A 21,226-nucleotide genomic window follows, 5' to 3' on the forward strand; every position below is an offset into this window, starting at 1 on the left:
CTACAGGGATTCAATGTCTTTCCAAAATTCTTTTGTCGGGGAAACGCTGTACTTTGGTCCAAGCTGCATCTTGCATTCGACCTCGTCCATTCGCAGCAAAAGCTGCACGCGAACCCCGCCGGTATGGCGAGCCAATACATCCTTGAGTCGACGCCGTCCACCTTCGGTCAGATCGTCTTCCCCCTTGATGAGCAGGACAGGTTCTTCGTTTCCGGCCAGCGCACCGCCAAGAATCTTAATCTCATCTGCAATGAGCTTGGCTTTTTTCGGAGCACCTTCATCATCGTTTGGCCCACCGTCACGGTCACTCACCTTACCGATAAGCAAAAGGGGCTGATCCTGTTCCAGAATCTCACGGCTTTTCGCGTAGGTTTCCGGGAACATGACGGCTTCGCCAACGCCTGTGAGGTCTTCGATGTCGCAGAATGCCATCTTCCCGCCCTTCTGGGTGATGTGTTCCTTGCGACCTGTCACCATGCAGGCAACCCGAACCTCTGCGCCGCCGCCATAGTCAGCAACCTGCAAAAGAGTCGGAAGTTTCATGCGGGCCAGCTCGTGCCGGAAAGATAGAAGCGGATGGCTGGAAAGATAGAAGCCTAGGGCCTCTTTTTCAAACTGAAGCTTTTCATCATCTTCCCATTCTTCAACCGTGGGGCCATCGGTATTCAGCCCTGTTCCGGGGAAGGAAGGCATCTCCATGCCGGACATCGCCATGAGTGACATCTGGCCAGAATTTTTGTCTTTGGCCTTTTTCTGGGCAATGGCAACAACACGTTCCAAGGCATCCAAAAGCGCAGCGCGGGGAACATCAAAGCAGTCCAGTGCTCCGGCCTTGATAAGATTCTCAAGAACACGCTTGGTCACCTTTCGCAGGTTTACCCGTTCGCACATGTCGAGCATGCTCTTGAATTTCCCACCTTCCGTTCTGGCATCAACGATTTCACGAATAGCTTCGTCACCAACGTTTTTGACACCAGCAAGGCCGTAGCGAATCTGGCCGTCCGCAGGCACGGTGAAGTGCCGCATGGAGCTGTTCACGTCCGGAGTCAGCATCTCAATGTCCAGATCACGGCACGCGGAAATGTATTTCAACACCTTGTCGGTGTTGTTCACTTCCGAGGTAATCATGGCGGCCATGAATTCTGTGGGATGATGCGCCTTGAGGTACGCCGTATGATAGGAAATGAGGGCATACGCTGCGGAGTGCGACTTGTTGAAGCCGTAAGCCGCAAACATTTCCATCAAGTCAAAGATTTCTTTGGCCTTTTCCTGAGGAACGCCGCGCTTTTTGGCACCATCATAGAACGTGTGGCGCTGCTCTGCCATTGCTTCCGCGATTTTCTTGCCCATTGCACGACGGAGCAGGTCAGCGCCACCAAGGGTGTAGCCTGCGACCACCTGAGCAATCTTCATAACCTGTTCCTGATACACAATGACGCCGTAGGTGTCCTTGAGCACAGGCTCCAGTTCTGGCAGCGGATATACGACAGGCACTTCGCCATGCTTACGCTTAATGAACTCTTCGACCATGCCCGAACTCAGCGGACCGGGTCGGTACAGGGCGAGCATAGCGATAAGGTCTTCAAAGCAGTTGGGGCTGAGCATTCGCAGGTATTTGCGCATACCATCAGACTCAACCTGAAAAATGCCGTCAGTGTCGCCACGGGCATACAAATCATAGGTCGCGGGATCATCAAGGGACAGGGTGTCCAGATCGGGCGCATCCTTGCCTCGCTCAGCAATGATGTCCACCGCGTCCTGAATCACGGTCATGGTTCTCAGGCCAAGAAAGTCAAACTTAACCAGCCCGACTTTTTCGACATATTTCATGTCGTACATGGCCACTGTTTCGCCCTTCTTTCCTTTGTAGAGCGGAAGGAAGTTCCACATGTCACCGGGTGAGATAACAACACCGGCAGCATGTGTGGAGGCGTGGCGGTGCAGGCCTTCGAGCCTGCGGGAAATATCAATAAGCTTCTTGACCCTGCTGTCTGAATCCATCTTTTCACGAATCTCAGGCTCCATTTTCAGAGCCTTGTCGATGGTCATCTTGAGGTCTTCAGGAATCAGCTTGGCGATTTCGTTCACTTCCGGGAACGACATGCCCATAGCGCGGCCAACGTCACGGATAACAGCCTTGGCCTTCATGGTGCCAAAGGTCGTAATCTGGGCCACAGAGTCCTTGCCGTACTTGGTGCCCACATACTTGATAACTTCGGTTCGCCGACGTTCGCAGAAGTCGACGTCGATATCAGGCATGGAAACACGTTCGATGTTCAGAAAACGTTCGAACAGCAAGTTATACGGGAGCGGATCAAGGTTGGTGATACGCAGGGAGTAGGCAACAAGTGAACCAGCCGCAGAACCACGGCCGGGACCAACCGGGATATGGTTACGCTTTGCCCAGTTAATAAAGTCCTGCACGATCAGGAAGTAACCGGGGAAGCCCATTGTCGTGATGACATCAAGCTCCATCTCAAGGCGTTCCCAGTACACCTTTTCATCAACCTCATAAGGGATGTGAGCGAGACGCTCGCGCAGGCCATCACGCGCCATGTCGCACATGACGTCATCAAGGCTTTTGCCCTCTGGCACGTCATAGACCGGGAAGAAATACTTGCCCATACGGATTTCGACATTGCACTGCTCAGCAATGCGCACCGTATTTTCAATAGCTTCCGGGCAGTCAGCGAACTCTGCTTTCATTTCTGACGGGGGCCGGAAATACAGCTCATCCGTCTCAATCTTGAAGCGCTTGGGGTCATCAATGGTGGTGTTGGTCTGCACGCAAAGCAACAGCTCATGGGCTTCATGGTCCGCAGCGGTCAGATAGTGGCAGTCGTTGGTTGCGACCAGCGGCAAATTGGTGTGAGCAGCCAGCTCCTTGAGCTTGGCATTCGCCTCATTCTGCACCTCAAGGCCGTTGGCCTGCACTTCAATATAAAAACGATTTGGGAAAATCGATTCATACAGCTGAGCGGTTTCAATGGCCTTGTCCATGCCCTCATGCAGAACATGCTGCACGACTTCACCCTGAATACAGGCCGACAGGGCAATGATACCCTCATTATATTTGCGCAAAACATCGTGACTGACACGGGGCTTGTAATAGAAGCCACGCAAATAGCCCTCGGTCACGATTTTGGCCAAGTTATGATAGCCCACGAGGTTCTGGGCAAGAAGGACGAGGTGATAGCGCTTTCTGGCGTCAGCCCCCTCGAAATTCGTATGCGGTCCCTTGGACACATAGACTTCTGAGCCAATGATGGGCTTGATGCCCTTGGATTTGGCTTCCACAAAAAACTTGGCCGCAGCAAACATGTTGCCATGATCGGTCACGGCAACAGCTGGCATCTTATATTCTATTGCCTTGTCACACAGGTCGGGCAGCCGAATGGCGCCGTCAAGGAGACTGTACTCCGTATGGCAGTGCAGATGGACAAAATCAGACATGAATCGCCTTCTCTGAAGGATTGGAACGAATGAAAACAGAAAACGGGTGAGACCTAGCAGAAAACCGCAGCGGCAACAAACTGCCCCCAAGGTGGTTTTTGGGCCAAAAAGAGCGCCAGACTCCCCGTGTTCTCCAAAGATTCTTCTGGGATACGACGACACAGAACCAGAAGATTGGACTTTTTTCTTGCAATTGCTTGAAGCCTTTTTCTAGCACAGTTACGCCCGCACAGCACCCTTCTCTTTCCGCACTTTATTTTTATGCTTTAGCAAGCATGTCAACTACAAAACAACAAGAAAGAACAAGCTTCTATATTTAGAAAATTGCCTCAAGACAGAAAAAATATAAAATTATAGAATAAATGAACTTTATGACATATACATAATGTATATACATTGACAGAATATCAAAAATTTTTTCCTTCCTTTCTTTCTTTTAAATTTTGTTTCCATTTCGTTAGTCAAAAACAAAAGATCTCTGTGTTCCCTCTTTTCTCTCAAATCATCGTACAAAGACATCCACAAAGGAGGACTTTATGAACGATGAGAACTCTCGGAGGAACGCCCCGTCACAACTGACCAGACGTCAGTTCCTTTCTCATTCAGCAGGGGGTCTCACGGCAAGCCTTCTGCTCCTCAAACAAACGGGTTCACTCGCCTTTGCCATGCATCCCGGCGGCGAAGACGCCCAACTCCCTCCAGCAAAATATGAACTTCGTTTTGACGAGAAGCTCTGTGCGGGATGCGCCTACTGCGAAATCGCCTGTGCCCAGTACCACGCAGGACATGCAGACATCACCGCCTGTCGCAACCGTTTTGTTCTCAAACCTGTACTCACCTTTACGGGACTCAGTGCCCTCTCTGCCAATGCTCCAGGGCACCCGCAGGCTCTTTCCACCGCACATTTTGCGGAATTTTCAGAAAACGAATTCTGCCATCAGTGTGCCTCCCCGGAATGCCTTGATGCCTGCCCCGAAAACGCCATCACAGTTTCACCACAAACAGGGGCACGCCTTGTTAACCAAAGTCTGTGTGTCGGCTGTGGTGAATGCGTCGACGCCTGCCCGTATGGCATGATTCACCTCGACGAAAACACAGAAACAGCCGTCAAATGCGATCTTTGCGGCGGAGATCCTCAGTGCGCAGCATGGTGCCCCACTGGTGCAATCAGCTATCACAAACTGTAAATTCACAAGGAGCGTCCCATGAAGGACACTGTTTACGGGAATATGGGTACAATTCTCCGCGTGGATCTTAGCACGGGGAAAATCATTCGCGAAGACTCCACCCCATACCTGAAAGACTGGATAGGCGGCCGTTGTCTCGCCCATTATCTGCTTTTTAACGAACTCGACGTAGCACGAGTTGGCCCACTTTCTCCAGAAAATCGAATCTACATTGGCACGGGTCCCCTTGCAGGGACCACCTTCCCAAGTTCCGGGCGAACACACGCCTGCTTTATCGCCCCACTCAATTATTCCGGCTGGGGCGACTCGAACTGTGGCGGTCACTTTGGCCCAGCCCTCAAGCGTTGCGGCTTTGACATGCTGGTTCTTTCCGGAAAGGCCCCAAAACCTGTTTATCTGCATATCAAAAACGACGACATCAAGCTTGTCCCGGCAGAAGACTTATGGGGCAAGGGCACCATAGACACTCAGGCGGAACTCATTGCCCGACACGGTGAGCGCTGCAAACTTCTGTGCATCGGGCAGGCAGGAGAACACCAGGTTCTCTTTGCCAACGTCCGTACAGAAATGACCAACTCAATGGGACGCTGTGGACTGGGGGCTGTCTTTGGCTCCAAGAACCTCAAGGCCGTCGCAGCACAGGGCACCAAGCCAATTCGTCTCTTTAAGCCCAAAGAATATTACGCGGTCACGAAACAGCTTCGCGATGACCTCCTTGACCCCAAATTCGGCAAAGTTCACAGCGCGACATATAAAGTCATGTCAAACTGGGGCACGCCGGGCATTACAAATCTTATTGGCACAACGGGGATGGTTCCCATTCGCAACTGGCAGCAATGCGGCATTGACCCCAAATTCTCACGACTGGTCCACAGCTGGAATACGGAACACGGAACTCGCAGGGAATCCTGCTTTTCTTGCCCTGTACACTGTCACTCCGCCTATGCAGTCAAAGACGGCTACCCTACTCGAGGTGGAGGGCCAGAATACGAAACAACCACAGCACTGGGCCACAAATGTGACGTGACAGATGACCGGGCCGTACTCAAGCTCAACAGCATGTGTAATGATTATGGCCTTGATACGGTAGAATTTGGGGCGCTCTGCTCAACGCTCATGGAATTGCGGGAACGAAACATTATTGACCGGGACTACCTGAATGGCCTCGACATGCAATTTGGCAACGCCGATGCCATGATCGAACTCATGCCGCAAGTCGTGTTCCGAAAGGGTCTGGGCAAAACACTCGCTGATGGTCCCTGGAGGGTCTGCAAGCGCCTTGGGGAAGAAGCACTTCATTCCTGCTATCACCAGAAAGGCATGTGCGCCACGGGAGTCGAAACACGCTCCACCATTGGCTCCATGCTTCAGTTTGCAGTTTCACCTCGCGGTTCACACCATCTGAACGGACTTCCGACAGCCGAATGGGTGAATATCCCAGATATTGCGATCAAGGTTGCCGGATACAAGGAAGCAGGAGACGTCCGCTCCTACCACCCACAGGCCAAGGCAAATCTCGTGAAATATTATGAAGACATGTTCTTCCTTTCCGACAGCCTTGGCATCTGTAAATTCAACTTTGGGCACCTTGCCTACTGGCATGACTCCGGCAAGGACCTTGATTACATGTATGACCAGATTATCAAATCCATTTATTACGCCACGGGAATACAGTATACAGTCAAGGAACTGTTCCAGATATTCGATCGGAGCAATCAGATTGAACGGGCAAGCATTGTTATGCGAGGCTGCCGACGCAAGGACGATCAGCCCAACTGGAAATGCCTCCACGAATCCTGCCCTGGACAGCATCCTGTCGGACCGATTCCCCTCCCACCCATTGACTCAAAAAAGTACAACCGAGTTCTGGATGCCTATTATGAGGCCAGAGGCTGGGACAAAGAGACTGGCATTCCCAAAACCCGCCAGCTCAAAAAACGGGGATTAGACTTTGTCGCCCAAAAAATGAACGCGGCACTTCCTCACGCATAAAAAAAGGCCAGGGCATATGCCCTGGCCTTTTCCCGACAATTCATCTTAGCGGATATTCTCGATCCGAACCAGCTGACTATAATACGCAATTCCCCCACCGCCATCCGTCGCACGAGGAGCAACAAGGGGATTCACGCAGCGGGAAAACCGCATCCATCCGCCCCGGCGAACCACAAGAGCCTCTGGATGAACACTGTCATCAAGACGCAGGTCAACCTCAAGTTTCCCATGCGGACTCACAATCTGCACCGGAGCATTCAGGTCAATATTTTTCAGCGCCGGGCTTTTGGGTGAAATCCACGCCCGCAAGGCTCCAGAATGCGGTTCTTCCAGACGCTGGGAATGCAGAGAATCTTTTCGCACCAGAGACAAAAGACTCAGCGGATATTCAGAACTTCGCTCTTCATCGCTCAAAAACTCTGGAGCATGATACAGCCCATCGTCAGTATCAAACTGCATCCCCTCATACGCAACGTCCTGGAACTCACAGGGCAAAAAGCCTTTTTCTCGTAGTTCCTCAAGGGACCCATTCACGCTGGGGCCAAGCCCGTAGCGCAGCATTTCTTCTTTGTCAGGAAGAACAAGCGGCTCCTCCAGTCGCTCGGCAATTGCCTGCACGATGTCCCAGTCATTGCGCACACCCTCTGGCGGCTCGCAGACCTTGGCCGCCCAGTTCACGCAATTATGCATCCCGGAATCAACGATTTCCTCTCGCTCCAGCATAAGCGCACAGGGTAAAATCACATCAGCCCGCAGGGTCGTGTCATTAAAAAATGCATCCACAGCAACGACAAATCCTGTACGGGCAAAGGCGTCAGCAATCGCATTGCCATCAGGGAGCTGGTTTACAGGATTTGTGCCCTGCACAAAAACAAATTCAAAAGGAGTCTCCTCTTCCTGCATGCAGCGCCCAAGCCGATGCAGCGGCATTTCCCGTGGCGGAGCAGGAGAAAAATCCTCTGCCCATGAGCGCAGGAACAGTCCGGAAGCCAGATTATAATACGTTCCGCCCCCACTTCTCCCCATGTTTCCAGACAACATGGCCGCAGCATTGATATACCGCACATTTTCCCGCCCATGCACATAGCGCTGCAAACCAAGCCCAACAAGAGTGGCACAGGGTCCGTTTGTGTACAGCTCCACAAGGCGGTTCAAATCCGCTCTGTCCACCCCGCAGGCCTGCAAAAGTTCTGCCTCATCAAGAGCAGCGAGTCGTGCCTCAAAGGCAGAAAAATCACGCGTCGCCGCCTGAACATCTTTGGACACACCAGCAGCAAGAAGTCGTCGACACAGGGCCGCAGCAAGAAAACGGTCTGTCCCAGGCCGAATAAACAGCGTCTCGTCAGAGAATTCCCGAGCAGTGTCAGCAGTTGGCGTAATGCTCAAAACATGCGTGCCATTTTTGCGGGCCTTGGCCACCGCAGCACTCAAATGCAAATAGGCTCTTGTGAGGTCACGCCCCCAGTTCACGATACTTCTGGCCTTGTACAACTCTGTCACACGGCTATGCCGAACAGAGCCAAAATCATCACGAAAGGCGTTATTTCCTGTGGTTGCGCAGGGGGAGCCACTCGTTCCGGAAGCCCCAAGAGTTCGAAAAAACCACCGGGAAATATCACTATACAAACCGCGATACCCATATCCCTGCACATGGAGTATTCGCTCTGGTGTTTTTCGTAAGCGGTCCAGACGGGAGCAAATAAGTTTCAAGGCTTCATCCCAGCTCACAGGCCAATAATTCGCCCCAGACCTGACAAGAGGCTGGGTTATACGGTCAGGACTTGAGAGGCGTTCTCCTATCCGTTTTTGTTTTGCGCAACAAAAGCCTGCTGTAAAAGGATGGTCCGGATTCCCTCTCAGGGATATTTTCCCATCTTTTTCAACAGCTACAAGAAGAGAACATGCATCAAAGCAGTCCAGAGTGCATGCTGTTAGCTGCTCGTTTTTCTTCATACTCCACGTCCTATAATATGCTCTGCATGAGGTCAAAAGGCTTTTTGTTCCAGCAAGGGACAAATTGCCAAGCCACGGGCAGAACGGTATGACATAGGCCATGTCACAGGAATACGACATCCCCGCAGTTTCCCGCCATCAGGCGGAAGACGTCATAAAACGCAGTCATTTTATCACGACCCTTTCCCACGTCCAAAGCGTTGAAGAGGCGCGTGCATTCATCGCAGAAATCAAGGCAGAGCACCCAGATGCAACGCATAACTGCTGGGCTTTCAATGCTGGTCCGGCAGGAGACACGGCCTTTGTTGGCTGCTCTGACGACGGTGAACCTTCCGGCACAGCTGGCCGTCCCATGCTCAACGTGCTGAACCACTGTCCTGTTGGCGAGATAGCCGCAGTGGTCACCCGGTATTACGGTGGCATCAAGCTTGGGACAGGCGGCCTTGTTCGGGCGTACTCAGGCATGGTGCAGCTTGGGCTGGACACTCTTCCTACAAAGCGCCGCTTTGAGGCTGCATCTGTGCACATTGGCATTGAGTATCGGCACATCACACTTTTTAAGCGAATGCTTGAGCGCCACGAAGCCGAAATACAGGAAGAAAATTTTGGGACGGACGCCCAGTTTATGCTTCGTCTCCCAAAGCGAAACCTTGAGACACTGTGTGCGGAGCTTGTTGAGATGACTGACGGCATCGCGCGAATTCACGTTCAAAAGTAAGACAAGGCCATGCTCACAGCATCACACGTACGCGGACGACTGGCTCCAAGCCCAACAGGACATCTCCACCTTGGCAATGCCTGGGCATTTTTGCTGTGCTGGCTTGCAGTACGCAAGGCAGACGGCACAGTTATTCTGCGCATGGAAGACATCGATCCAGATCGCTCCAAAACGGAATTTGCCACAGACATCATCACCGATCTCCACTGGCTTGGTCTGGACTGGGATGAAGGACCCGACTGCGGCGGAGACAACGCGCCATATACGCAAAGTGAAAAGCTGGACCGCTATGCAGAGGTCATTGCCCAGCTCTCAGAGCGGGGGCTAACCTACCCTTGTTACTGTACGCGAAAAGAGCTTCGTTCTCTGGCATCAGCGCCGCATAAGGGAGAATTTGGTCCAGCCTACCCCGGAACCTGCCTGCACCTGAGTGCATCGCGCAAGGCAGAGCTGGAAGCTGCGGGACGGCGCCCCTCCCTTCGACTTCATGCAGACAGCCCAGACCTGAGCTTTCATGATAGACTTTGTGGAGATCAGCACCAGACATGGGAAGAATGCGGCGGTGATTTCCCGCTGCGCCGCTCGGACGGAGTTATTTCGTACCAGCTGGCCGTGGCGGTGGATGACATCGACCAGAACGTGACGCTCGTCATGCGCGGGGATGACATTTTGCACTGCACGCCGCGCCAAGTGTACCTGTACAAACTGCTGAATGCCAGAAGGCCAGACTATGCGCATGTCCCCCTCGTCCTTGATGCCGAAGGGGAGCGCCTTGCCAAGCGGCATAAACACTTCGAACTTCGGGCGCTGCGAGAGATGGGCATCAGCGCAAAGGCCATCATAGGCTACCTCGGATACCGGGCGGGCCTGCTCCCTGAGCCGAAGCTAGCACAGGCACAAGAGCTACTGACACATTTCAGCCTGGAAAAACTTCCCAAGCAGGCTATACAGCTTGAAAACGACATTGAAGAAATTCTGAAAAAGCTTTCAGAAAAAGAGAATAAACTGTGAGGATTTGCCGTCCTGAGGCATTGACGGACAAAGAAAGAACAGTATAAAGACAACCGTACACCTGCCCGGGTGGTGGAATTGGTAGACACAAGGGACTTAAAATCCCTCGGCCTTTTGGCTGTGCGGGTTCAAGTCCCGCCCCGGGTACCAAGGATATTTTGCCCTTCAGAGCTTTTGCTCTGGAGGGCTTTTTTGTGCTTTGTACAAGGACTGTACAAGGAATTTACTCCCCGGGGAAGCCCTAGACAAGTTCCGGAACGGGCTTGGTGGGAGCCTTTGCGTTCAAAGATTTTTTAATAAATGGCGTGAGAACCTTTTTAAATTTCGTCAAATTCTCCACGACCCATCGATGTGTTTGAGCAAGCTCTTCTGGAGAATCCTCAATAGACCCTTTTTTAAAGAATTCGATTCGAGATGGACGGATGTGTTCAAGCAAATTCCACTCTAAAGGAAACCCAAGACTGCTCTCTATTTCAGACTGATACTGACGCATCTTACGAAGCAGGTCATGATTCTTCTCTTGGCTATTGGAATAAATCTCTAAAGCAATTTTAATTCTCCCCTCACGAGTAAAATTCACTGCATACCCAAAGTCTGAAAACCCAGATGAAAAGGTATACCAATTCTGAGGCTGCCCTTTTCTTGCGGAAGTAAATTTATATTTTGTTCGTAATTCATCAATTACATTTTGAAAAAAGTCTTGATACGCAGCTCCTTTTGGGGATGGAGCTGTACTCGTACTCTGTCGTGTCCCTTTTTGCCATTCGTTAGGGTACACAACAGGCTGGAACTTATACGCAGGCCTTGAATCATCAATTTGTAAAACTTCAACAACAACAGCAAAAAAACTTGTTCTAGTGTCAGTTCGCTGATTCAGCCATTCCAAAGCCTGCCGATGTTCATCACGTATTGAATCGGCAATCCAAATAACAGATTCAGCCTCGTATCCTGCTGCATACGTCAGCAGCTTCCCCAAATGATCATGATCTGTTTGCGTCAACTGGTTTTCGATAATGACACTTCGCTTGGTTCCCAGATCTTCAGCGAGCAAATCTAATGAAAAACTTCCAACCTCAGCTTCCCTCTCAACTACCTCCAGATCCATCCCAAGGACCTCTCCCAGGACCTCTATGTTTTCCTGGAGCCACGGAGTGAAATTCCGAGCTTCATTCTTCCAAACTTCACGTAAAGATATTCTCTTTAATCTTCCAAACTCAGCCACAGCTCTCTCCTCAAATATATTTTGGAATACTCAATAAAAGATAAATAAAAGCAAAACAAGATCTCTTCAAATCTTCAAACTCCCCTCGCACTAGTTGCCATAACAAAGCCACAATCCCCCCCTCAAAATGCGCCACACAACAACAGACAACCCAGGCGAATTGCGCCAAGCAAACGAAAAGACACAGCACCCCAGGCCAAATCAAACTCCATATGTTATTTGATTCACAAAGTGTCATTATGCAATAACTGGCACATTACATAATCTCAGAATTTATTTTAAATTTTTTTTGCAAACCGTTTCCAGATCGGGCTCCCCACCCCTAAATTGTACGCGATTCCTCTGTATAAAAAATCTATGAAATCGCGTCAGCAAAAAGGACCTCCTTGCCTGCTTTCCGAAAGTACGCTCCCTGGAGAAACATTTTTTGGCTTCCATTCTCGAAGTTTTTTATAACGCAATGCGTAACCAGAAAAGTTATCCCCGCCTATCACTCGAGGAGCACTTTGCGTTCCTACATTTGTCCTAGGAATTCTCGTAGACACTGTGTTTTTCCCCTTTGCAAAAACAAGTATTTTTTCTTTTTTCAAGTATTCGCAAAACGACTTAAATTCTACTTCCCGTCTAAATTTCTTCGTAAAAATCTCACCACGATCAAAATAGCAGTACGCCCTTTTACACATCAGAAAACAGAACTTCTTTTGATAAACAATTTCGTGAGGCTTGAATCCTTTATGTAATTTGGCCACCTTTTCTTGTACCTTTTTTAAAAACTTCTCCAATTTCTCATCACAGGGTTCTAAGTCCTCAATACCAATTTCACTCATCGGCACAAATATGGAGAAAATAACTGGTATCTGCATCCTATTTTCCATTGCTCTATATTCTTGTAAAGTTTGAACCGTAGCGACAAGCTCCTTCCCTCTTCTCTCCAATGCGTCTGTATAAGGACAATACTCACCATCAAGTAGTTTCTTTTCCCCATCAGAAAAAAGCTCTTCAACAAGCTGCTGGTAGAAAAGGCCCCGATATGGCCGCCACATCCTCAGTATTTCGCGGCACTGTTTTTCATTTTCTTGAAACCAGTATTCCATCTCTTCTGAAGCTTTAATGTTCTCCAGATACACATCCTTTTTCGTCCCCACATATTCCAACTTTTTTTCTTGAGGACTCATGCCACACACAGCTTCTTTGCCAAAAGAAAGAGCCGCAATCCTCAACTCATCCTCTGGACCGGGATCACGGACAACTTGCACAATTCTCCAATTATACAACGTAAAAGCCCTCCGAGAGCTGCACACCTTATTCACAAAATTTCGATAGCAGCGATGCTCGGACGCCCCCAAAGGCTTAAAAACAACAGTGGCATCTTGGTATGCGAAAAGAGACTTCTTTTTCTTCATAAAATCAGAAAAATACCACGATGCAGGAAGAGGATTGCCAACCGAACTAAACATCCCCATAAATTCAGCCCAAAATGTCGCGCATTCATCTGAAAGACCATAAATATGGTAAAATGCATGAGACTTGGGAATTGAATTCAACAAAGGACCACAAGCCATAACGCTAAACAAAAAATGTACGAAAGATTGAGCAGATGGAGGGAGCTCTCTCAGAAAGCTAAGTTGGGGCAAGTGGGATTTACTTAGGCAGGTGTGAGGATAAACAATTCCGCCTGGTATTTGAGGGATAATTTTGCAGGAAGGAGTGGGGTAGCAACCATATGCAGTAACAAAAACGTTCTCATCATTAACTGTATTCCAGCCAGTCTTCCGCACCGAAAAAGCTGTTCCGTCACAAGGTCCATTCAGGATTTTATACCGCAATAGCCTCACATTTTCTGGAGTATTCATAATGCCTAGCCCTGACTCCTCCAACTTTTCAACAAATCTCTTTCCATGCAAATCACGGATTGTCAGAGGGCATTCTTTAATGCATCCATCAAAATCATGAAATGAAACAAGTCTCCCTATCTTCCCGTCTGCAAACTTTAGTAAGCTCACTGACAACACGCTACTGACCTTGAGCAACTGTGCCGTCGTGGATTCCTTGTTTGGTTTGCTAAAATATTTGTAAAAATTGTAAATTACCCCCATTGGATCACACTTATAAACAGGAGTAGTTACATTACACTTCTGATCACACTCAACGCCATGAAACAATGCAAACAACTCTTCACAACGAATTGCCCAAGCGCCCTCTTTTCCTTTCTTTTCAGCTGCCTGTAACGCCTTTTGAAAACGTCGATTCCACTTCTCCGCCGGGGCACCTAAGTAAGAGGCCACACCGTTTTTATTAAAAAAACGCCATCCTTCTTTTAACGATCCAAATGACCGTAACACACCAGCAATCTGTTCTTCTGAGAGGTCCAGCTTATTTTGCGCAGCATAACCCCAGTAAAAACATGTCGGTAATTCATCATAAAAATTGAAATACTTGTCTAGAAGGGAAGCTTTGCATGCCCCCGTACAATTTTTCTGTGATTCCTTAAAATCATCAACAGCAATCCAGTTCCAATTTTTTATTTTAAAAAGAGTATCAAAGGATTTCACTCTTATCTTCGCATAAGACAACGGCTTCCTAATTTTGCTTAACAGACCAATATAACTTTCATATGGAAGTTCAAGAAATTTCTCCTTACCTAGACTTTGACAATTAAGAAACAGCCACTGGATATCACCATATTTACTCAAAAAAACATTTTTTTTACTTATACAAAATAAATCGCATATTTTCCCACAAATATCGTCTTGGCTTAATCTTTCAAATGGAATCCAAAACCCATTAATTTTTATTTTTCTTCCCAGCATAGAGAAGACAGACCTTGTAAAATGTGGCGGCAAAGATATATCTTTTAGACGCACAGCAAATTTCGCACTTCTTTCATTGACCATGGCTTCATCATATTGGATTGCAAAGGGAAAAACATCCAGGGAGGGAAATACCTTGCTAAATTCTTCAAGATCCTCTTCTTGATCTCTAATTAGCATCTGAAATTTTTCCCCTTCGCGTACTCCCCTAACAAAACGAAACCACTGTTTCTTACCCTGCATCTTTTACCTCCTGTTTTTCCATTCACATACCTAAAAAAAAGCAATAAATCACTGTTGTATGCAGGTCCGCTTTCGCGGACCTGCATACCTACTTTCAACACACCTCATCTTCAGGGACTAACTGCGAAAACCACCAATTCAAAAACTCGTCACGACGAATAACGAGCTTCCTTTTCCCTTGACGAAGAAAACAACTTCCAGGGATTTCCCCATTACTTTTCATATTTTTCAAAGTCCTCCAGATCACCGCACCTCCAGTAAGCTCATCAACTTGCGTACCTGCAAAAACTGGCGGCATCTTCTCTTCAAACTCTTTCCGTAACTTTTCATCCAACATCTTTTCCTCCTCGTATTTTAAGTTCATACGATGGGAAGTCATCTGTAAAAAAAGATAGGCCGGGTCACCCCGGCCATCCCTTCTAGTCCTTGAATAAGCGCCAAAGGCTCACCGCTCCAGCGACAATCAACACAGGCGCGGCAACACCACCACTCGCGAGAGTAAGGACTGCAGCCTTTTTCACCCCCTCAGATAACAGCGTTTGCCCCGCCGACTCCACAGCACGTTCAACAACCATTCGTTTCACCTGTCGTCTTGCGATCCTTTGCACCTCATGTGTTGCTTTTTGGCGAACAAGCTCAGTTCCAGCGCAAACAAGCACTCCTTTTTTCGCAAGCCTTTCGATCTGTTCACTGCGATGCTGCCCTTCAATGCACCAATTCACAAAATGCTCGCAGTTATTGAACACAACGCTATAGCTCTCTTCAAAAAGTCGGCTATATGCCCTATCCACACTCTCTTCTCGCGAATACCGCCGATCCTTATGCGACACGAGCTCAATGACTCCTCCTGCAGCAAAATCTGCTAAAGATGTGTAATCCACCCGTCCTGATGTGTCAGACACAGACCCGTCGTAGTGAATGACGCTGTCCGCTCCGACATACAAACCATGGTGAAAATACACGCCGCCAGCACGAGCCACTCTCAGGTGATCACCAGCTTTCCATTCCTTCGACATACAAAGCCTCCAATAAAAAAAGAGCAGAGGCCTTAGCCCCTGCTCATGGTTTGCGCTTTCAAAAGCTGCCCTTGCAGCATCCTAAACAATGCCGGAGCCAAATCCTCCAGCCGATCTATGTTCTCACAACGCTCGTGGAATATTCCCCTGAGATATGGGCTTTGGATACTCACGCCCATCAGTTCAATTCCCAGTCGTTCCCCTTCCACAATGGCAGCCTTGGCACACGCCTCGGAACTTGCCCGGCCGTCAGTCAAAACGAGCACAATTTTTCGAGCTTCTTTGACTCGCTGGAGTTTCGGATACAGCCACCACAGGGTTTCACCGAGTGGCGTATCTCCAACAGGCTTAATCCAAAACCGCTGATGAACTCGCTCTCCATGCTTCACAAGCGGAAACACTGTGCACTCTGAGTCCTCACTTTCAGCCCTTGCCGGAAACGCCGTCACACCGACATTGACTCCGACCTGCTCCAAAGCCTTTGCCAATGCATAGCAGGCAGGACCTGCCACGTGCATTCGATTTCGCATGGACCCAGAGCAATCAAGCAGAATGTGCACGGCTGTATTCAGTCCACAACGCTGCCCTTCGCGAACAAAAAGACGCGAACTTCCCGTTGCACTTCGAGCAAGCAAACGAGGCGCAAGCCGACCAGTTCTCCCCACCCGATTCCGCACAAGGCGAGACGCCTGCAGAACACCTGTCAAACGTGCACGTAACGGAACCGCACATCGTAGCGCTTCATCTCGTAGGAAATGAGGCAATGCCTCGCAATGAAGAGAACCACACGTTGCCACTTGAAACCGAGGCAGTTCTGGAGCATCACACTCCGCAATCCGCCGAGACAAAACTTCACCGATTTCATCAAAAGATGCTCCCGGTACACGTTTTCCAAAACTCTCGCCTTTTCTCCCGGTATTCGTGGAGCTTTTCCCTGCTTTTTTGTCTGAATTAGCTCGCCCTGTAGGAGAACCCGTGACACATTTTTGAGACGAAAGGAGACACAAAATCTCGCGAGTGTACTGAAGCGCCTTTGCTGTCGAACCCGCATCATGTCTAAAACGCTCAAGCACAGGCTCCACCCTCTTTCGCAGTTCATTCCACGCAGCAGGAGCTGCCTGCTCCAATGTCTCAAGCTGAACGTTCAGTTCTGAAAGTTCCCATGAGCGCACCTTGAGCAAAATCCAGTTCTGCATCCGATACCGCGCAGAAAAGCTCGAGACGTCCTTGCTTCCGAACATAATGCGAGCGAGTCGCTGAAAATTCTGACGGCAGCCCGGGAAGGCCGCCGCCATGTTTTTCTCTACCCGCCAATCTTCAAGTGAATTCAGAAGAGGCATCTCTTGCGCTGTCACATTTTTCAGCACCTGAAAATCCGTGTACCGGATATGCGCGGCCTCATGATCCAAAAATCCACGAACCAGACACAGGAAATCTGCATCTCCCTTTTCTGGCAAAGCCGGGAGGTGAATTGTCGCCCCATTGGTAAACGCCTTTTCACCGCCAACAATGACCTGCACGCCATAACGATCACTCAGCGCACTTGCCACATGCGGCAAAGCACGCATTAGATATCGATTTCTCATACGCACCTCACCACAGCCCAAAGCTGTCTATCGTTTGTGACTTCATCCCCTGCGAAGGAGGAACTGCTTCACTTTCTTTCTGCAGCTCTTCTTTGCGGGCGTTCTCTGCGGCTATTACATTTTGTACGGGTTCAGCCAGACCATGGAACACAGACTGTGCGGACTGCCCTTCGATAATCTTTTGCCCGTGGGCAACCATCGCAAGCGGATCTCGCAAGAGGCACATGGTCCCCTGAAGCAGAAGAAGCGCCTTGCCTCGAATGGCTCCACGCGGAGGCATTGCCAAAATGCATTCATCCAAAAGCTCAACGATGGGAGCAACCCGAGGTTCCACAAAGCTCATGCCTTCAAGCTTGCTTCGGAGCATACGCAACGGGGAAAGCGCCTTATGCGTGACTTCTGTCTTTCCTACAAAACTCTTCTCCCAAACCTCATTTGCGACCTTCGAAACTTCCTCATACAGCGTCCCGCTCAGCCTGCGCACTTCACATGTCAGCCCAGCACTCGCATCTGCCATCGCAGGCACAACTCGGTAGGTTTGCCATGTAAACCCAAGTCGCTGGCTCACATACTGACTGCTCACCACAGAATTTGCGATGATGCTTTCCCAGCCCGGATTGTTGCGAATCCAATCCTGTACAGCCTCGTCATAGCGAGCCAGAAACTTTTCCTTTTCGTCCATGAACTGCGCACGGATTTCTTTTAAGGCTCTCAAGGCCTCCTCCATCCGAGTTTCGGGAAGTGCCCAGCCGCCAAGAAAACGAACGCCGATCTTTTCCAAAAGCGACACGGCCCGAGATTTCAGCGTCGCAAACACTCGCAGATCACGAGGGTCACATACGCGCTTGCTTCCAAGCGAGGCCAGTTCCTCAGGGGGAAGTTCAGTTCCGCCCAAATCCGTCGCTGTGAGCTTCCGCCGAGCTGACCAGATGTTCACATCAAGCCGCACTGCTACCAGCTCGTTCAAAACCTTCATCTCTGTTGCCTGAATATCTTCACTCATTGCTTTGCCCTCCTTTGGGCATAAAAAAAGGGAGCCTTTTAGACTCCCTCGTTCTGCCCCTCACCGGGGAATATTCGTTGTGCCAGTTCATGGAGCATAACCCGCGTTTCCGGCATGGCCCGATAGCCCAAAGCTCTGTCCAAAGCATAGCTCACGGGCTGAATTCCCTGTCGAGCCAAGGGCTGAAACTTCACAGTGAGCTCTGCCCAGCGAATCAGCGCTCGCGTTGAGAATGTCAGTTCGATGCTGTGCTCGGAATTTTCACCGTTCCCCATGAACAGCTTCCGGACTTCACCGGCAAAATCCACCATCGCGGACCGAATTGTTTCCGGAAGCCGGGGTGTAACTTTTTGTAACAGTGACAGCTCCGCATCCGCTGGCGGGTAGCCCAATTCGCAAAGCCAAAATCGATCCATAAACGCGATATTTTGTCGCAAGGTTCCCTGGTACAAACCAGTCTCATCTGCCCCACCGTTAGTATTTGCCGTTGCAACAAATCGAAACATGGGATGCGGGATGATCATTTCACCGCCGTTGTCTGAAATGCACAACGGACTCCCATCAAGCACGCTATTCAGTCCGGCAGCCGTTGCCGGATCAAGCAAATCCAACTCATTGATAAGCACAAGCCCCCCATACTTCATGGCGAGGGCAAGCGGACCGTACTCGTAACGCATTGACCCGTTAACGAGACTCAGGTGTCCCAGAAGTTCCGGGAACTCAAGCCGACTATGGCCGGTCACTTCAAAAACTGGATAGTGAAGCTTTGCTGCAAGCTGCCGAATGAGACTGGTCTTGCCACTCCCCGTGGGGCCAAACACATACAGAGGTTCTGGTGGACTCATGAACCAAACGACAATGTCACGCATGGCGTCATGATAGATAAACTCAGGAGGAATGGCAGGCGTATAGCTTGTCGCTTTTGCATAGCCTTTGACCGTCGTCCCAGAACGCTTCCCACTAAACACCTCTCCGGCATCCATATCGACCGAAACCAACGACTCAAGTTCTTTGTGTGAATGCATAGACTCTCCTTTAAAGACAAAAAAGCCTCCCGACACATGTCAGAAGGCGTAGCTCTGGGCAAAAATCCCAGCATCTTCAAAGAAGTAATATATAACTCAAATATTTTGAAAAACACTCATCTCTTAGCTCTATAGTATAGAAGTTAATTCAGACACTTTTCTACATTCTCTACGCCACACATATCATGCATAAAGCACCATTTCACACCTAACAATCTCTTCATCTTTTCCCCTCCCCTCTCTGTAGGTAAATTATAATATCTAATCTATCTTCTTTAGATTACTCATATAGTCTCACAAGAATTTTCAACTCTACATCAGCATAGTCCAATTAAATAATATCATTCATCAGATAATCATCTAAGAAACAATTCACCTCATAAACAAAGGAGAAATCCATGAGATGCTTTGAAGAATTCAAAGAATACAGAATACAGGGTAGTCGAGATAAAGACCAAGCGTGTAGATCAGATATCTTGGAAAGAATGTTGTCTCTCCTTGAAGAGTATGAAGAGCGACACGGGAAAGTCTTCATCATGAGAATGGATGTTCGATATCCACAAAATTACTTTCTCAACTCCAAAGATAGGCACATGCCTCAATTCATCGCTCACTTGACAAAAAACTTGTCACGCAAGGGACTCGATCCGAAATACATCTGGGTTAGAGAGCAGTCTCGGGAAAAACACCAGCACTACCATGTTGCACTAATATTGAATGGAAACCTTATCCAGTCTCCATATAAAGTTTTCAACAAAGCTGAAGAGCTTTGGGCACGAGCATTAGGTTTAGACTCAGCAAAAGGACTCATATCCTACTGCAACAAATGGCGAACAGGTAAAAAGGGATCATGCTCGTACATGCTAAGGCGAGGAGCAAAGGACTACGAAGAAATTAAAAGAGATGCATTCTATAGATTAAGTTACTTGGCAAAAGAAAACACCAAAGGAAACGCACCTCGAAGGATCAGAGAATTTGGCACATCAAAAAGACGGCAATGAGAAACAATAAAAAAAGATACGAGAGAACTCACAGTATAAGAGAAAAGATACGGGATCATTTCTCACACATCACAAGGCCCTAGGGATTCAACCTTAAGGGCCTTTCCTTTTACCTTAGGAGATTATCGTGGGTATTCGACTTTTTGCAAAGAAAGATGAGTTTTGGGATGGTTCAAACTGCCTTGGTTCTTCCCTGGAGGGTGTCATGAGCCTTATTCACGTTAAAGAACTTCGTTTTGAAAACGGGAGAGTTGTTGAAACGAAAGAGCTCCCCATTACGACGACTCAAGCTGAAAATAGATATGCGCTGAGCTATGAATTTCTTCTTGAATCAGACTTTGGCCTCAAGAGCTTTTCGGTCTTGGGTGAGGGAGGAATCAAAGCGTTCTTGGACTACCAGTCCATGCTGAGAAAAGATGATCTTGAACTCAATCAGGTGAAGACGTTGATTCGCCTCATGCCTGGCTACGGTTTCCTGTGCTGGAATTTCACAGTCGCTGATTAAACTAAAAAAGGGAGAGGTGAAAGCCTCTCCCTTACAACTCAAACCATGCAAAATCTCAAAAAAAAATATTCTGTTGAACTCATTACGTTTGCACAAACTTTAAAAAGAGACACGCACCTCGGCTTCCCAGAGAACAACGTAAATTAGTAGCTTGCAAACTATGAGTAAGGGCTTGTTACTAAAATATTTCTCCACCGTGAGTTGGCCCATCTTGGCATGCAACTCCTTGATTTGGGCCTCATCGCTTTGCTAGGCCTTCTGGTGCTTGCCTGCAAAAGTGGCAATAATGCCTTCCTTGGCTTGCTTCTTCCACTGGGAAATCTGATTTGGGTGTACACCGTACCTGCTGGCGAGTTCGGACAAGGTGTGCTCCCTGGATAGGGCGTCCAGGGCAACGCGGGTCTTAAATTCAGCAGTAAGATGTTTTTTTCTCATTGAGACTGCGGGAATGAACTTTTCGAAAACCAATCTTGAATAGAGAAAGGCGTTTTTGAATTCTTC

Annotated in this window: 16 protein-coding genes and 1 tRNA gene; 7 read left to right on the forward strand and 10 right to left on the reverse strand. The window is 48.9% G+C overall.

All coding sequences use genetic code 11. The features are described 5' to 3' along the window. A complete protein-coding gene (gene dnaE / locus B5D23_RS06190; RefSeq protein WP_078684544.1) occupies positions 1-3,453 on the reverse strand; it encodes a DNA polymerase III subunit alpha in 3,453 nt (1,150 codons plus the stop codon). 536 nt (positions 3,454-3,989) lie between these two features. Between dnaE and B5D23_RS06195 the strand changes: the two genes are divergently transcribed. Both B5D23_RS06195 and B5D23_RS06200 read left to right on the forward strand, forming a co-directional pair. Further along, on the forward strand, positions 3,990-4,640 hold the full coding sequence (locus B5D23_RS06195; RefSeq protein ID WP_078684545.1) for a 4Fe-4S dicluster domain-containing protein: 651 nt from the start codon (positions 3,990-3,992) through the stop codon (positions 4,638-4,640). Positions 4,641-4,658: 18 nt separating this feature from the next. Beyond that, on the forward strand, positions 4,659-6,632 hold the full coding sequence (locus B5D23_RS06200) for an aldehyde ferredoxin oxidoreductase family protein (RefSeq protein WP_078684546.1): 1,974 nt from the start codon (positions 4,659-4,661) through the stop codon (positions 6,630-6,632). A gap of 45 nt (positions 6,633-6,677) precedes the next feature. Here the strand turns inward: B5D23_RS06200 and B5D23_RS06205 are convergent, their stop codons facing one another. Continuing rightward, complete coding sequence (locus B5D23_RS06205) at positions 6,678-8,585, reverse strand: molybdopterin-dependent oxidoreductase (protein WP_159445934.1); 1,908 nt, start codon at positions 8,583-8,585, stop codon at positions 6,678-6,680. A gap of 100 nt (positions 8,586-8,685) precedes the next feature. On the opposite strand from B5D23_RS06205, the gene B5D23_RS06210 reads away from it, so the two are divergent. The 3 genes from B5D23_RS06210 to B5D23_RS06220 all read left to right on the forward strand — a co-directional run bounded on the left by B5D23_RS06210 (position 8,686) and on the right by B5D23_RS06220 (position 10,464). Continuing rightward, positions 8,686-9,303 carry a YigZ family protein gene (locus B5D23_RS06210; RefSeq protein WP_078684548.1) on the forward strand — a complete coding sequence of 206 codons (618 nt, stop codon included), beginning with the start codon at positions 8,686-8,688 and terminating at the stop codon, positions 9,301-9,303. A 9-nt stretch (positions 9,304-9,312) separates the two neighbouring features. Next, positions 9,313-10,314, forward strand: coding sequence for a tRNA glutamyl-Q(34) synthetase GluQRS (gluQRS, locus tag B5D23_RS06215; RefSeq protein WP_078684549.1), 1,002 nt, complete (start codon positions 9,313-9,315; stop codon positions 10,312-10,314). A gap of 63 nt (positions 10,315-10,377) precedes the next feature. Next, positions 10,378-10,464 (forward strand) — tRNA-Leu (locus B5D23_RS06220). A gap of 91 nt (positions 10,465-10,555) precedes the next feature. On the opposite strand, the gene B5D23_RS06225 is transcribed toward B5D23_RS06220, so the two are convergent. The 7 genes from B5D23_RS06225 to B5D23_RS06255 all read right to left on the reverse strand — a co-directional run bounded on the left by B5D23_RS06225 (position 10,556) and on the right by B5D23_RS06255 (position 19,219). Beyond that, positions 10,556-11,536: a DUF4268 domain-containing protein gene (locus tag B5D23_RS06225; RefSeq protein WP_078684550.1), complete on the reverse strand. Its 981-nt coding sequence runs from the start codon at positions 11,534-11,536 to the stop codon at positions 10,556-10,558. A gap of 368 nt (positions 11,537-11,904) precedes the next feature. Next, on the reverse strand, positions 11,905-14,589 hold the full coding sequence (locus B5D23_RS06230; RefSeq protein ID WP_078684551.1) for a DUF927 domain-containing protein: 2,685 nt from the start codon (positions 14,587-14,589) through the stop codon (positions 11,905-11,907). A gap of 94 nt (positions 14,590-14,683) precedes the next feature. Next, the gene (locus tag B5D23_RS06235) at positions 14,684-14,926 is read right to left on the reverse strand and encodes a hypothetical protein (RefSeq protein WP_144012564.1); all 243 of its coding nucleotides are present in this window, start codon (positions 14,924-14,926) and stop codon (positions 14,684-14,686) included. A gap of 82 nt (positions 14,927-15,008) precedes the next feature. After that, a complete protein-coding gene (locus tag B5D23_RS06240) occupies positions 15,009-15,605 on the reverse strand; it encodes a lecithin retinol acyltransferase family protein (RefSeq protein WP_078684552.1) in 597 nt (198 codons plus the stop codon). A gap of 32 nt (positions 15,606-15,637) precedes the next feature. Then, positions 15,638-17,191, reverse strand: a complete 1,554-nt coding sequence (locus tag B5D23_RS06245; RefSeq protein WP_078684553.1) for a cobaltochelatase CobT-related protein — start codon at positions 17,189-17,191, stop codon at positions 15,638-15,640. A 7-nt stretch (positions 17,192-17,198) separates the two neighbouring features. Continuing rightward, a complete protein-coding gene (locus B5D23_RS06250; protein WP_078684554.1) occupies positions 17,199-18,194 on the reverse strand; it encodes a DUF3150 domain-containing protein in 996 nt (331 codons plus the stop codon). Positions 18,195-18,232: 38 nt separating this feature from the next. Beyond that, positions 18,233-19,219, reverse strand: coding sequence for an AAA family ATPase (locus B5D23_RS06255; RefSeq protein ID WP_078684555.1), 987 nt, complete (start codon positions 19,217-19,219; stop codon positions 18,233-18,235). 398 nt (positions 19,220-19,617) lie between these two features. Here B5D23_RS06255 and B5D23_RS06260 point away from each other — a divergent pair, with 398 nt between their 5' ends. After that, positions 19,618-20,220, forward strand: coding sequence for a YagK/YfjJ domain-containing protein (locus B5D23_RS06260; RefSeq protein ID WP_078684556.1), 603 nt, complete (start codon positions 19,618-19,620; stop codon positions 20,218-20,220). Between the two features lie 127 nt (positions 20,221-20,347). Next, positions 20,348-20,725, forward strand: coding sequence for a hypothetical protein (locus B5D23_RS06265; protein WP_078684557.1), 378 nt, complete (start codon positions 20,348-20,350; stop codon positions 20,723-20,725). Between the two features lie 249 nt (positions 20,726-20,974). Here B5D23_RS06265 and B5D23_RS06270 read toward each other — a convergent pair whose 3' ends face one another. Further along, on the reverse strand, positions 20,975-21,160 hold the full coding sequence (locus B5D23_RS06270) for a transposase (protein ID WP_078684558.1): 186 nt from the start codon (positions 21,158-21,160) through the stop codon (positions 20,975-20,977). Between the last annotated feature and the right edge of the window lie 66 nt (positions 21,161-21,226).

It is taken from the genome of Desulfobaculum bizertense DSM 18034 (genome assembly GCF_900167065.1).
Taxonomy (GTDB): domain Bacteria; phylum Desulfobacterota; class Desulfovibrionia; order Desulfovibrionales; family Desulfovibrionaceae; genus Desulfobaculum; species Desulfobaculum bizertense.